Annotated in this window: 12 protein-coding genes; 4 read left to right on the forward strand and 8 right to left on the reverse strand. The window is 59.6% G+C overall.

The annotated features are described in order from the left end of the window. Positions 1–192: 192 nt before the first annotated feature. Complete coding sequence (locus tag ACSBPU_RS00200) at positions 193–603, reverse strand: Rid family hydrolase (RefSeq protein WP_180071383.1); 411 nt, start codon at positions 601–603, stop codon at positions 193–195. Between the two features lie 262 nt (positions 604–865). Here ACSBPU_RS00200 and ACSBPU_RS00205 point away from each other — a divergent pair, with 262 nt between their 5' ends. Continuing rightward, entirely contained in the window at positions 866–1,531 is a 666-nt protein-coding gene (locus ACSBPU_RS00205; RefSeq protein ID WP_442594481.1) for a GntR family transcriptional regulator, read from the forward strand. Between the two features lie 124 nt (positions 1,532–1,655). Here ACSBPU_RS00205 and ACSBPU_RS00210 read toward each other — a convergent pair whose 3' ends face one another. Then, positions 1,656–2,291 (reverse strand): response regulator, encoded by a 636-nt coding sequence (locus ACSBPU_RS00210; protein WP_442594483.1) that lies wholly within the window; start codon positions 2,289–2,291, stop codon positions 1,656–1,658. Between the two features lie 13 nt (positions 2,292–2,304). After that, positions 2,305–3,297, reverse strand: a complete 993-nt coding sequence (locus ACSBPU_RS00215; RefSeq protein ID WP_442594485.1) for a tripartite tricarboxylate transporter substrate-binding protein — start codon at positions 3,295–3,297, stop codon at positions 2,305–2,307. A gap of 201 nt (positions 3,298–3,498) precedes the next feature. Here ACSBPU_RS00215 and ACSBPU_RS00220 point away from each other — a divergent pair, with 201 nt between their 5' ends. After that, positions 3,499–4,602, forward strand: a complete 1,104-nt coding sequence (locus ACSBPU_RS00220; protein ID WP_442594487.1) for a PAS domain-containing sensor histidine kinase — start codon at positions 3,499–3,501, stop codon at positions 4,600–4,602. 12 nt (positions 4,603–4,614) lie between these two features. On the opposite strand, the gene ACSBPU_RS00225 is transcribed toward ACSBPU_RS00220, so the two are convergent. The 5 genes from ACSBPU_RS00225 to ACSBPU_RS00245 form a co-directional block, all read right to left on the reverse strand. Then, positions 4,615–5,400, reverse strand: a complete 786-nt coding sequence (locus ACSBPU_RS00225; RefSeq protein WP_442594489.1) for a crotonase/enoyl-CoA hydratase family protein — start codon at positions 5,398–5,400, stop codon at positions 4,615–4,617. 52 nt (positions 5,401–5,452) lie between these two features. After that, positions 5,453–6,250 carry an enoyl-CoA hydratase gene (locus ACSBPU_RS00230; RefSeq protein WP_442594491.1) on the reverse strand — a complete coding sequence of 266 codons (798 nt, stop codon included), beginning with the start codon at positions 6,248–6,250 and terminating at the stop codon, positions 5,453–5,455. 36 nt (positions 6,251–6,286) lie between these two features. After that, positions 6,287–8,200 (reverse strand): acyl-CoA synthetase, encoded by a 1,914-nt coding sequence (locus ACSBPU_RS00235; RefSeq protein ID WP_442594493.1) that lies wholly within the window; start codon positions 8,198–8,200, stop codon positions 6,287–6,289. Then, the gene (locus tag ACSBPU_RS00240) at positions 8,197–9,990 is read right to left on the reverse strand and encodes an acyl-CoA dehydrogenase (protein WP_442594495.1); all 1,794 of its coding nucleotides are present in this window, start codon (positions 9,988–9,990) and stop codon (positions 8,197–8,199) included. Before ACSBPU_RS00240 ends, ACSBPU_RS00235 begins: the two co-directional genes overlap by 4 nt. 152 nt (positions 9,991–10,142) lie before the next feature. Continuing rightward, a complete protein-coding gene (locus tag ACSBPU_RS00245; RefSeq protein ID WP_442594497.1) occupies positions 10,143–10,970 on the reverse strand; it encodes an IclR family transcriptional regulator domain-containing protein in 828 nt (275 codons plus the stop codon). A 226-nt stretch (positions 10,971–11,196) separates the two neighbouring features. Between ACSBPU_RS00245 and ACSBPU_RS00250 the strand changes: the two genes are divergently transcribed. Continuing rightward, entirely contained in the window at positions 11,197–12,039 is an 843-nt protein-coding gene (locus ACSBPU_RS00250) for a TauD/TfdA dioxygenase family protein (RefSeq protein ID WP_442594499.1), read from the forward strand. Between the two features lie 10 nt (positions 12,040–12,049). Further along, entirely contained in the window at positions 12,050–12,997 is a 948-nt protein-coding gene (locus ACSBPU_RS00255; protein ID WP_442594501.1) for an alpha/beta fold hydrolase, read from the forward strand. Positions 12,998–13,010 lie beyond the last annotated feature (13 nt).

Here is a 13,010-nt window from a genome sequence, read left to right on the forward strand (position 1 = left end):
ATGCGGGGTCCGACCCCTGATGCTCATATTAAACCGTGTGCTTGAGTCTGGGGTCAGACCCCGTTTGGGGTCTGACCCCGTCGCTCGGGCCCCAACGCCACGGCCAAAAAAAACCCGCTGACAGAACGTCAGCGGGCATGTTCCTTACCGGACGGACCGCCATGCGGCGGGGTCGCGTCGGTTCAGACTGGCTTAAATGGCGGCAATGGTCTGCACCTCGATGAGGAAGGGCTCCTTGACGAGACGGTCCACCATCAGCATGGTGTTGGGCGGATAAATGCCGTTGGGGAACATCTTGGGAAACTCGCGCTTGCGGAACTCCATCAGTTTGGGAATATCCTGGGAGTGGACCAGGTAAGTGGTGAACTGAACCACGTTGCCCCATGTGGCGCCGGCAGACTCCAATGCCGCGCTGATGTTGCTGAAGACTTGCTTGGCTTGAGCGTCAAAGTCGCCTTCGCCGACGATATTTCCTTCCGGATCGCCGGAAAGCATGCCGGCAATGAAGAGGAACTCGTTCGCCTTCACACGAGTGACGTGGGTGTATTGGCCCAGAGGCGCCCCGAGCTTGGACGGATTATAGATATTGATTTCAGCGGACACGTTGTTCTCCATTTAAGTTAAAAAAAGCCCGGATAAGCGTCGATAGGAATCGAAGTGCGGAGCCGGGTGTCGATCGGCATGGCTATTGCCGTGCAAAGACATGAACTTTTTCGCGAGGGACATGCAGGGATAGCTTGTCGCCTTCGGCTAAGGACCTGCGCCGCAGCATTTCGGAGGCGTCAAACAGCAGCGGCTCGGCCAGCCCCTCCACCAGTATTTCCGCGGTCGTCGATGGCTCAGGGACGACAAACTTACGATCGCTATGGCAGAACTACAAAGCACAGAAAATCACATTCAATCCCTCCCGGAGATGGTGTATCAACGGTTGCGCAGCGGTGTCCTGAAGGGCGAGTTCCCGCCCGGCCAAATCCTGCGCCAGGAAGAGCTTGCACAACGTTTCGGCTCCAGCAGGGTTCCTTTACGGGAAGCCATGACCAGGCTGGAAACGGAAGGCTTGCTTGAGTTGAGGCCGCGGCGAGGCTATGCGGTCATTTCCCTTGAGCCGGAAGAGATACAGGAAATCTTTGCCCTTCGTGCGATTGTCGAGGGACACGCGGGGGCGGCTGCCGCGCTCGCGCGCACGGACAAAGACATCAAGGCGGTGAAAGCCTTGTTGCTCAAGATGGAGAAGGTAAGCATTTCAACTCCGGAAAAGGCCAATCAGTGGCTGGAGCTGAATTCCGCATTCCACGAAAGAATTTTTTCTTGTGCGGGCTTGCGGCACGTGTCGCGTGTTGCCTTCATGCTGCGCGATATGGTCGAGCCCTACATCCGCATCGAGATTAGCCTGACCATGGATGTCGCCGAAGCGGAAGTGGAGCATCGCCAGATATTCGATGCCTTGGTGGATGGCGATTCGGAACGTCTTGGCCATCTCAGCAAAATCCATTGTGAACATACCGCTGCGCGACTGATCAAGATGTTGTAGCAGGGGGGTCAGACCCCAGGGTCTGATGTTTCGGGGTCAGACCCCGTACGGGGTCTGACCCCATCTCAAGGCGCTGAAGCAGGGGTCAGACCCCGCATGGGGTCTGACCCCATCGCGGATGAGCTCAATCGATCAGCTTGTGCCTGAGCGCATACTGCACAAGCTCCGCGTTGTTGCCGAGATTGAGCTTTTGCATGATGCGGCTGCGGTAGGTGCTTACAGTCTTGACGCTCAGGAACAGCTGCGTGCCGATGTCGGTAAGCCGTTGGCCTTTTACGATGAGCATCATGATCTCGAACTCGCGGGAAGACAGCTTGGCCTGGGGAGCCTCTTCGGCATCGTCGGACCGGCTGTGCCGAAGGACCCGGTCGAGAATCTCGGCGGGAAAATACTTGCTGCCGGCTGCCACCCTGCGTATGCACGTGATCAATTCGTGGAAGTCCATGTCCTTGGCGATGTAGCCGCTGGCGCCCGCGTCGAGGGCGCGCAGGGCATAGGTTTCGGCCGGATACATGCTCAGGATGATGACGGGAAGAGCGGGCCTTTCAGCCTTGATGGAGGGAAGGATATCCAGCCCGCTCCTGCCTTTCATGTTGATGTCCAGCAGCACCACGTCGATTGGCGTGGTGCGCAGGCACAGCAGGGCCTCGCCCGCGTCAGCAGTTTCCGCGGCGACGTGCAGGTCGTTTTCCTCGTGAAGCAGGCGCTTCAAGCCATCGCGGAAAATAGTGTGATCGTCAACGAGGAGTATGCTTACCATGGTGTCCTAGAGGCTAGCTCGCGCGAGGTACGTCGAGCGCTTTGAGAATACGGGCTTCACTGTCGACGGACTCCGTTGCGAACTGGCGGAATTGTTCGCCGTTCATATACTGCGGAGTCATGTCGAACTTCTTCAGATTTTCGAGGAAAGCGGCTTGCTGCATGGCCTTTTGGAAGCCGTCGTGCAATGCTTGAACCACTTGCTGCGGTGTTCCCTTTGGGGCAGCGAGGCCCCATGGCGATGTCTGTACCATATCGATACCGACTTCACGCAATGTCGGTACGCTGGGAAAACGCTCGACCCGCTTGTCCGACCAGATCACCAACAAACGCATCTTGCCTGACTCGACATACGGTACCCAGGATGAGGCATCCGCGACCGACATTATATGACCTCCCAGCAGCGCTGGAATGGCGTCCGCCACACCCTTGTAAGGTACATGGGTCAGTTGAATGCCCAGTTGGCGGGAAATCTGCTCCATGGTCAGGTGTTGAGTCGTCAAGCTGCCTACTGTGCCGTAGGTGAGTTCGCCAGGGTGCTTCTTCGCATATTCGACATACTGTTCGAAGGTTTGGATCGGGGACGATTCCGGAACGACCAGGCCCCAGGTGAACCCGGTAATCCGGATGACATATTCCAGATCCTTCACCGGATCCCAGTTGATCTTGGTCGTGTAGGGCAACCGGTACACACTCATTGGAATGATTCCGATCGTATATCCATCGGGCCGTGCATTTTGCAATTGATGCCCGGGAAGAACGCCGCCGGCTCCCGGCTTGTTCTCGACGATGACAGGCTGACCGAAAATCTTAGATGCTTCCTCTGCCAGTGAACGGACCACCACATCAGTAACGCCGCCCGCGGTGAATCCGACCAGGATTCGGATAGGCTGTTGCGGAAAGGCCTCGGCGGCCAAGGCGTTGCTCAACATGCCGGGTATCGAGGAAGTGGCGAGAGCCGCGCCCAGGCTCAGGCTGCTCTTGCTAAGAAAATCGCGTCGGTTCAAGGTAGTCTCCTGCTTAGAGATGAAAGGCGGATCGCCGGTTCTTTTATTGCCAAGGGTTTATGGATTACTCTATGGCAGTTTAGACAAGGTCCGGCGCCGAACGCAGTCAGAAGGCGCTGAATACGAAGTCAGTTTATTCCTACACCGATGCGTTCTTTTCGACATTCGGTGTTCACACTTTCCATGCCTCCATAAGTTTCCATGAGCCCGGTTGATCCCTCCAGTCCTGCTGAGCTGGCGAATTATCGTTTTCTGTTCGAGGGCCTGATCGAGCAGTCGGTCGCGGGTATTTACCTGCTGCAGAACGACAAGCTCATCTACGTGAACGACGCATTTGCCAAAATGTGCGGCACTTCTCGCGAGAACCTCTCGGGAAAATCACTTGCGGCGGTCGCTCCCCCGGACCAGCGCGAAGAGCTGCTGCGTCAATACGCGCGTCGCCTGCGCGGCGAGTCGCCCGAAAACACCTTTATCGTCCGGATCAAACGCCCGGACGAGGAAACGGTGCGGGCGATCGAGATCCATGGACGGCTCATTTCGTATCGCGGCGAGCCGGCGGTGATCGGTGTGGGAATAGACGCGACCTCGCGCTTGCTGCGGCACCAAGAGCTGGAGGACTCCAAGGCCAGGCTCAGCGAGTTGCTGACCTACATACAGCAGATTCGCGATGAGGAACGGCTCGATATCTCAATGGAGCTGCATGATGCGGTGGGCGGAATGCTGTCGGCATTGCGCTTCGACCTCATACGCATCAGCAAGAAAATCGGCAAGCTCACGCCCTTGCAGGAGAACCGCGACGCGAGAGTACAGCTGGGCGAACTCGAGGATACCGCTGAACAGGCCATGCAGTTGGTTCAGGACACCATCAAGGTGGTGCGGCAGATTTCCGAAGATCTGCATCCAAGCGCGTTGCCGCATCTTGGCATAGCCGAAGCCATCAAGAACGATCTCAAGAAGTTCGAATCCCGCTACGGTATCAAGAGCGAATTCCATTCCACCGAAGTGCCGCTCGGATTCCCCGATGAAACGGTTCGTGATCTTTACCGTATCTTCCAGGAAGGGCTCAACAATGTCGCCAAGCACGCCCAGGCGACGAAGGTGACCGTATCCATTACTCAAGCCGATCAGCGCTTCGTTCTCGGTCTGGAGGACGATGGGGTCGGAATGGCGGGCCATGAGCCGCAGCCAGGAAAATATGGCTTGTCCAGCATGCGTGAGCGCGTGCGCCGGTACGGCGGCACGCTGGATATTGCATCGGGCCCGCAAGGCGGCGTCCGGCTGACGGTCGGGATCCCCCTCGGCTAGGGCCAGGGGCTGCTAGCGGCCGGTGAAGACGGCCGCGCGTCGCTCTACGAAGGACTGTATGCCCTCCTTGAAATCATCCGATGCGAACACCTTGGAGCGGATATCGGGGATGCATTCGATGGCTGCCTGCTCGGCGGCGTCGATGAACTTCATGGCGGCTTGCTTGGTTGCGCGCAGGCCCAATGGCGCGCTCGTGCAGATTCTGGCTGCCAGGTCCTTTGCACGGTTGAGCTGCTCGCCGAAGGGAACGACCTCTTGGACGAAACCCAGTTCGCGTGCGCGCTGGGCGTCGAACTCTTCACACAGGAATAAATGGTACATCGCGTTGCCCCAGCCGGTACGCGTCAGATAGCGAAAGTGCGCGCCGCCCAACGGGGCGATTCCGCGCTTGGCTTCGAGTTGTCCGAAGCGGGCCGTGTCGGCCGCCACAACGATGTCGCAAGCGAGCATGATCTCGATGCCGACGGTGTAGGTAATTCCCTGGACGACGGCGATCAAGGGCTTGGTGCAGCGACGCTTCAGGCCGAACGGATCCACCCATTCGTCTGGCCGCGGCTTGGCGGTTGCGGCGGGCCCGAAGAACTTGGGCATGTCGAGGCCGGCGGTGGTGTGCTCGCCCGCCGAGCAGAGTATTCCGACCCATAAATCATCGTTCTCCTCGAACGCGGTGAGGTGCTGCGCGAGCTGCTCCATCATTTCCGGCGAGTAGGCGTTCTTCTTTTTTATGTTGTCGACGGTGATGATGCAGACATGGCCGTCCACTTCCATCGTTACTTCACCTGTTTCTTCCGGTTGCATAGTCGCTCCTTGCCTTGTTGCCTATTGATTTCCATTCGGTGATGACCGGGTGTCACACCACTTTCTTTGCGCGCGCTATCGTGGAATCGAGCCCTTTCTTGAGATGCGACTGGAACTCTTCGGTGACGTGAGAAAGTTGATGCACGTCGAAGTGAGCCGTGATCGCCGAGCGGAAGCCCTGCGCATCCCACGTCCGGTTCAGGGAGCGCTTGGTGAAGCGGATACCGTAGGGAGGGGCTTCCGCCACGGTATTGGCCAAAGCCAGTGTTGCTTCTTCGAGTTGCTCTACTGGCACGACCCTGTTGATCATGCCGATCTGCAGGGCTTCCTGGGCGGGGATGCGGGCGCCGGTGAATATCATTTCCTTAGCCTTGCGCATGCTCATTACCCAGGGATGTATCAACACTTCCAGACTCGCTGTTCCCATCGAGTGGGCGACGGGATCGGAGAAGAAGGCGTTATCGGCGCAAACGATGAGATCGCACATGTTGGCGACCATGAAGCCGCCGGCAATGCAAGCACCTTGCACTTGTGCGATGGTGGGCTTTTTTAGATCATGGAGGCGCAGGCAGTATTCAAGAAAATGCTCTTCTTCGTATTCCCAGCGTTGTTCAACGGTGGGATTGGGGCGCTCGATCTTGGCGGACTTCAGATCATGGCCTGCGGAGAAATGGTCTCCCGTGGCAGCGATGACGACGACGCGCACTTCGTCGTCCGCTTCCGCCGCGCGCAGTGCGTGATCGAGTTCGCGCAGTAATGAACGGTCCTGTGCGTTTCGCACGGCGGGGCGGTTCAGCCGGATTCGGGCAACGGCGCCGATCCGTTCGCTAACTATATTCTGATAGTCCATGTTGATTCTCCAATAATCCATGTGATGCTGGTCAGATCACGTCCGTAATATGTCGATTTCCAGCGACAGGCCGCTCAGGGCCCGGCGCGCGAGCGCGTCGTCGATGTCGCTGGATTCCAGATACACGCGAGCCTTGAGGCTTCCGGCGGGCCCATCCATGGCCTCGGCGCGGAAACCGCCTGCGATGCCCGCCTTGTTCAAAATGAGGCGTATGCCGTCTTCCAGCGCCGAGCGCCGCAGCGGCTGCCGCAAAATCTTTCCCATCGGTGATTTTGGGATCTCTTGCGCTACGCAACAGGACTTCGGAATGGCGGCGCGCTCGTGCACATGCGCGGCGACGAACTCCAGTATGTCTTGCGTGCTTGCGCTTGCGCCGCTCTTGAGCTGCACATAGGCAACGGGGACTTCGCCGGCATGGCTGTCGGGCCGGCCCACCACCACGGCTTCCACGACGTCGGGATGTCGATACAGTATTTCTTCGACCGCCTTCGGATCGATGTTGTGGCCGCCGCGTATGATCACGTCCTTGGCGCGGCCGACGATCCATACATAGCCATCTTTATCGACGCGTGCGATATCGCCTGTATTGAGCCACAAGCCATGCTCCAGCCAGATGTCATCATCCAGGACGGAGTCGGAATAGCCGGCGAACATCGTAGGGCCGTTGACCAAGAGGACGCCGGCCTCGCCAACGGGACAGTCTGCAAGCGTGCCATCGGAGTCCCGGCGTACGATCCGCACTCGATGATAGGGAAAGGGCAGGCCGACGGATCCGGTCTTCACCCGGCCGTTGCGTGGATTCATCATGATGACGGACGTGGTTTCCGTCATGCCGTAGCCTTCTCTGACCTCAAACCCCGACATCTGCAGAAAGGTCTGGGCAACATGCTCGGACAAGGGGGCGGAGCCCGACAGCACACCCTTCAGGGACACGAGATCGTTGCGGTCCATAGGGCGCTGGACGAGCTGATTCATGATCGTGGGCACGATCGTCAGATAGGCAATGGAATACCGCCGTACGACGGACCAGATGTGGTTGACGAGATCCGGATGGCGCCAGCCGGCCGATGTTGCGAGCACGAGGCGCCCGCCGCGCGCGAGTGTGGCGAGACTGCCGGCATAGGCGCCCACCACATGAAACAGCGGCGTAGCCGAGAGACGGGCTTCTCCCGCCTGGATACCCGCCACCGCCGCGCTTAGCCAGGCGCTCGTGACCACGCCGGCATGTGTATGGCGTGCCAGCTTTGGCAGGCCCGTCGTCCCGCCTGTGGGGAACAGCGCGGCAATGGCGTCGCCTTGGGGCAGTCCGGCGGGGTCCAGCTGCGATGAAAATGTATCGATGACCTTGTCATATTCGATGAACCGTACACCGTGTGGAGGCGCGCCGTTGGAGTCGCCGCCTATCCGTATGACGGTGCGGAGCTGGGGACATGATGCGACGATGCCCTCGACTTTCTTCCAGCAGTCCACTAGCGCGTCCCCACCGTAGACGAAAAGTACCGTTGAACCGGACGCCTTCATTATTTCGGCGATTGCTTCCGGCTCCATCATCCAATTCACCGGATTGGCAACGCATACCGCCTGTGTCCCCCAAAGGGCGAATTGCGCTTCAGGGGTGTTTGCCAGCAACAGGGAAACCACGTCTTGAGAACCGATGCCCAGCGAACGCAAAAGGTTGCCCGTTTGGTTGATTCGGTCCAACAGCATGCGATAGCTGATCGAACGTCTCGTTTGCTCGCATCGGGCCGGATCGCTGAAGAAATCAATGGCGATGGCCTCGGGCTCGTGCCGGCAACTGGCATGCAGCAGGCCATAGGTCGATTTGGGCAGAGCCCATGCGTCCAGAGCCTGCTGCTCGAACAGTTCCTGTCGATTGGCGCTCGACAGGTCGGCATCGAGCCAGTAGCTGGGTGGGATGGGGGATTTCACTTTGATTTTGGCCGTGCTCAACGGCATTCGAGTGCGGTAGGTTCCATTATCGAGTCGGCGGGCGCCGAGAGGCGCGCGATTCGCATTTCCACTTCGACGAAAAGATGCTCGAAATAGAATCGAGCGGCCGCAAGTTTCTCGGTGCGGAGCGCATCGTGCTCGGGCAGCTTGGTCAAGGCGGCATGTGCAGCCCGGCACCAGAAGTAACCGTAGACCAGGTGACCCACGATACGCAGGAAGTCGGTTGCGGATGATGAAAATTGCAGAGGATCGTGAGATGCGGAGTCCAGAAGCCCGGGCAGGAACTCTTCCGTCCGGTTTGCCAGCGATGACAATGGTGTCAGGAATGCAGACATTCCGGGAATGTCCGTGCCGGCGGCGGCTTGCTGTCTGATCAGCGCGAGCAGGAGCTGCAGGCGCGCTCCGGCGTCAGGCAGGACCTTGCGGGCGAGCAAGTCGTGCGCCTGCACTCCGTTGGTCCCCTCGTAGATGGGCAGGATCCGAACATCGCGGAAGGTCTGCTCTATGCCCGTGTCGGTCACGTATCCACTGCCGCCGTGAACCTGCATCGCCAGGCTGACGGATTCCACGGAATTGTCGGAGACAAAGGCCTTGGCCACGGGCGTCAACAGCGCCAGGAGATCCTGCGCCTGTTTCCGGACGCCGGGATCAGCGCCATGTTGGTCGAGGTCGATCTGGAGCGCAATCCAGTAAAGGAACATGCGCGCGCTTTCCGCCCAGACTTTCTGGGTAAGCAGCATACGGCGCACGTCGGGCTGGCACAAGATCGGATCTGGTCCGAACCCTGCGCTTCTGGGCTTGACGGGCGATCGCGATTGGAGGCGTTCCTGTGCATATGCGAGCGATTTTTGATAACCCCATTCGTTCAGGCCAAGCGCTTGAGCACCGGTGCCAAGGCGTGCGGAATTCATCATCACGAACATCGCGGCCAGGCCTTTGTTGGCCTCGCCGAGCAAATAACCACGTGCTCCTTCGAAGCGCAGGACACACGTGGCATTGCCGTGCAGGCCCAGCTTGTCTTCGATGGCATCGCAAAACACATTGTTGAACTGATCCGGGCGTCCTTCCGCGTCGGGCAGCAGCTTCGGGACAAGGAAAAGCGACACGCCCTTGGTGCCGGCCGGTGCGCCTGGCAGGCGGGCCAGGACCAGATGCACGATGTTCTCCGTCAGGTCGTGCTCTCCCGAAGAAATGAAGATCTTTGTTCCGTTGAGCACATAGCCGCCATCGCTTTGGGGCGATGCCTGTGTGCGCAGCAGACCCAAGTCGGTGCCGGCGCCAGGCTCGGTGAGACACATCGTGCCTGTCCACGCTCCGGTCGCCAGTTTGGGGGCATAGAGCTTGCGCAAATCAGGCGGTGCGTTGGCCACGATGCATCGATAGGCGCCTTCCGAAAGGCGCGGATACAGCGCCCACGAAATATTGCTGCCAGCCAGCATTTCACCGAGAATCGCGGAGGTCATCATGGGCAAGGCCTGCCCGCCGTCTTCCTCTTTGGCGCAAAGACCCGGCCACCCGCTTTCTGTATAGGTTTCGTATGCGTTCCGGAATCCGTCGGGCGTACGCACCCTGCCTTGCTCCAGCGCGCATCCTTGTTGGTCGCCGCGCGCGTTCAAGGGTGCAAGCTCACCGTGGCAGAATCGATCGGCCCCTTCGATGATCTGATCCAGTGTCTCGTTATCGATCGCTACCGCAGGCGCATGGCGGGCGAGCGTCCGCTCGACCTCGAGCACTTCGTTCAGCACGAACTTAATATCCTTTTGTGGGGCGGAATACAGACCGTCTTTCATGCGTCTACACCATCGAGCCTTGAGTGAACATGGCGCCAGTGTAGAGAGACGGCCTTTGCTTCTCTGTCAGAAGCCTTCTTGAGCTTATGTAGGATTTATCTGATGCCGCAGCTCTGGGGGTCGGACCCCGTACGGGGTCTGACCCCACCTCCTCAACCGGCGCTTAGCGAGGGGTCAGACCCCGATGGGGTCTGACCCCCGGAATTCATGAGCCGGCTGCGAATCTGCTGTTCGGCGTCGCGCAGCACGGGCAGGATCTGCGCGACCATGTCCTCACGGGAACGGCGGCCATGGACCAGGCTGACGCTGATTGCGGCGGGGGATGCGGAGCGTGGAATGGAAAGAGGGACGGCCACGCCGGCAAATCCCTCGACCAATTCGTCGATCGAGACACTGTAGCCTTGCGTACGGACGGCCTTGAGTTGGCGCTTCAATGCCGCTGCCGTGGTAATGGTGCGGGGCGTAAGCGGCTTCAGCGATGTGCGCGCAAGATACTGGTCCAGCGCCTGGCTGTCGAGTTGGCTGAGCAGCGCCTGTCCCATCGAGTGGGCATAGGCGGGCAAGCGGCTTCCGATCTTCAAGTCCAGCCTGAGCGGCTTGTCCGCTTCTTCCCGGCAAAGAAACACGATGTCCGATCCGTCCAGCACACCGATGGAGCATGTTTCTCCAACTTCTGCAGCCACCTTGGACAGTACCGGTCGCACGAGATCGGGCAAATCAAGCGATGCGAAGTACGAGAAGCCCAGGTCGAGGGTTTTGGGGGTCGGGAGGAAGTCACGGTGATCCTGTTTCAGATACCCAAGCTCGGTCAGGGTGAGCAGGATGCGCCGCGCCGAGGCGCGGGTAATGCCAAGCCGGATGGCCGCGTCCTGAATGGTCAGGACAGGGGTGTCCCGCGAGTACAAGCTTAGTGCCTGAAGTCCTTTGGCGAGGCTCTCCAGATACTCTTTGGAATGGGTGATGTTGTGGTTCTCGGTCATGCGGCATCTGCGGTCATGCGCCATGGACTCATGTGCCATGGACGGCGGTTGAGGGGTACCGCTGCGCGGCTTCCGCCACTATATCGCAAGGCGGCGGTCGGTTGCGGTTGCCTTGACTTCACCGCGCGAGAGCATTAAATTTCCAATTAGCGAACAAATGTTCGCAAAGAGAAAATGAAAATCCAGGGCGTGACCGAGATGCGCGCGCCCTTGTCAGGAGACCGCAATGCAAGTAACGCCGCTTTCCTCCAACCTCGGCGCGGAAATCGTCGGCATCGATCTGGAAGGCATAAACGACAACTCGTTCGACCAGGTGAATCGCCTGGTGCTGGATCACCAACTGGTCGTGTTTCGGAATCAATCGCTGTCTCCCGAAGGGCAGTTGCGCCTGAGCCGGCGCTTCGGGCCGTTGGACATCCATCCCTTGACGCAATACAACCATCCCCAATATCCGGAGATCTTCGTCCTGTCCAACGAAGTCAAGGACGGCAAGCCGGTCGGCATCACGGACGGCGGTTCATACTGGCATTCCGATTTTGCCTTCCGGGAGAGGCCTGCCAAGGTCACGATGCTGAACGCTCAGAAAATACCCGGCAGCGGAGGCGCCACCTTGTTCGTGAACATGTACCAGACCTACGACGAGCTGGGCCAAGAGGTAAAGGAAGAGGTCCAGGACCGGCGGGCGGTTCATCGCTACAGAAAGAAGGCTGATCCCGGCAGCGAGACGACGCGGGTGGTCATGACCGCCGAGCAACTGGCCGCAACGCCCGACGTGGATCATCCCATCGTCCGCACGCATCCTGAAACAGGGCGCAAGGCCTTGTTTGCGCATCCTGGCATCACGGTCAAGATACTCGGCATGGATGACGAATCCGGCGGTGCCTTGCTAGGCAGGATATTCGACCATTGCACTCAGGAAAAATACCAATATGCCTACCAATGGCGCCTGGGCGATGTCGTCCTGTGGGACAACCGCTGCGTGATGCATAAGGCGACGACCGGTGTCGTTGCCGTCAAGGAGCCTCGCACGATATTCCGCACGACCATCATGGGTGACAAACCCTTCTAAGGGGAAGCGATTGCTCTACAAGGATTTTCCGCGACTGCAGCTCGGTTCCGGTCGGGAGATCGCTCCGGTCCGGGTGGCCTGGGCGCAATATGGAGCGCCTCCAGCTCGCGCCCGCAAAATCCACCTGCTGCTGCACGGCATCACCAGCAGCCCTCAGGCCTTCCTGGGCGACCCGGAGCCCGCGCTTGACGCTGGGTGGTTCCGGGCATGGGCGGATGGCGTCTTTGATCTGGACCGTGACTGCATCCTGGCGCCGAACGCGCTAGGGTCCTGTTTCGGCTCCAGTGCGCCGCAGGGGGCCGGTACGGCGGAATTTCCGGCTTTTACCATCGAGGACACCGTGGCCTTTTACGCGCAGTGGCTGCGCTGGCTGGGGGTGCCGGCGCTGGATGGTGTCATTGGCTATTCATACGGAGGCTACCAGGCCTTCCAGTGGGCCCTGGCGCCTCCCGTGCCAACGGGAAAGGCGGTCGTCCTGGCGTCAGCGCCCAAGGGCAATGGCTCCGATGCGGACGTGCATGCGCTGAGCGGCCTTGCCGCCGAGCTGGACAGGAATGATGCGGATGCCTGGCAGGCATGGCGATCGCAGCGGCTGGATACGTTGAGGCGATATGGCCATGCCGACTGGCTGGCGGCTAGGGGAGAGCCGGTGGAGCCCGCGCTGGAAACCGCTGCCGACCTGTGGATTGCCGAGTTCTCGCCGTGGTCGCTGGCCTGCCTGAGACGGGCCGCCGTGCATTTCGATGTGCGCGAACCATTGCGCGGGAAGGTGGATGGCGTTCCCATCCTGTGGATGGTGAACCGCGGCGACAAGCTGTTTCCGACCAACGACCTTGCGGCTTCTTCGCGGGCCCGGATTCAGCGCGCCACGGTGCAAGGCCGTTTCGGCCATAGCTCTCCGATGCTCGAGCCGGAACTCTGGATGCCCACCGTGCGCCGGTTCCTTTGCACGGCATGAGAGGCTTCGCCGC

Origin of the sequence: Parapusillimonas sp. JC17, from assembly GCF_052180245.1 — a bacterium.
Taxonomy (GTDB): Bacteria; Pseudomonadota; Gammaproteobacteria; order Burkholderiales; family Burkholderiaceae_B; genus Parapusillimonas.

Coding starts and splice junctions, on each gene's coding strand:
- ACSBPU_RS00225 (WP_442594489.1), bottom strand. CDS start 5,400: ATGCAACCGGAAGAAACAGGTGAAGTAACGATGGAAGTGGACGGCCAT.
- ACSBPU_RS00245 (WP_442594497.1), bottom strand. CDS start 10,970: ATGACCGAGAACCACAACATCACCCATTCCAAAGAGTATCTGGAGAGC.
- ACSBPU_RS00210 (WP_442594483.1), bottom strand. CDS start 2,291: ATGGTAAGCATACTCCTCGTTGACGATCACACTATTTTCCGCGATGGC.
- ACSBPU_RS00230 (WP_442594491.1), bottom strand. CDS start 6,250: ATGGACTATCAGAATATAGTTAGCGAACGGATCGGCGCCGTTGCCCGA.
- ACSBPU_RS00205 (WP_442594481.1), top strand. CDS start 866: ATGGCAGAACTACAAAGCACAGAAAATCACATTCAATCCCTCCCGGAG.
- ACSBPU_RS00240 (WP_442594495.1), bottom strand. CDS start 9,990: ATGAAAGACGGTCTGTATTCCGCCCCACAAAAGGATATTAAGTTCGTG.
- ACSBPU_RS00220 (WP_442594487.1), top strand. CDS start 3,499: ATGAGCCCGGTTGATCCCTCCAGTCCTGCTGAGCTGGCGAATTATCGT.
- ACSBPU_RS00250 (WP_442594499.1), top strand. CDS start 11,197: ATGCAAGTAACGCCGCTTTCCTCCAACCTCGGCGCGGAAATCGTCGGC.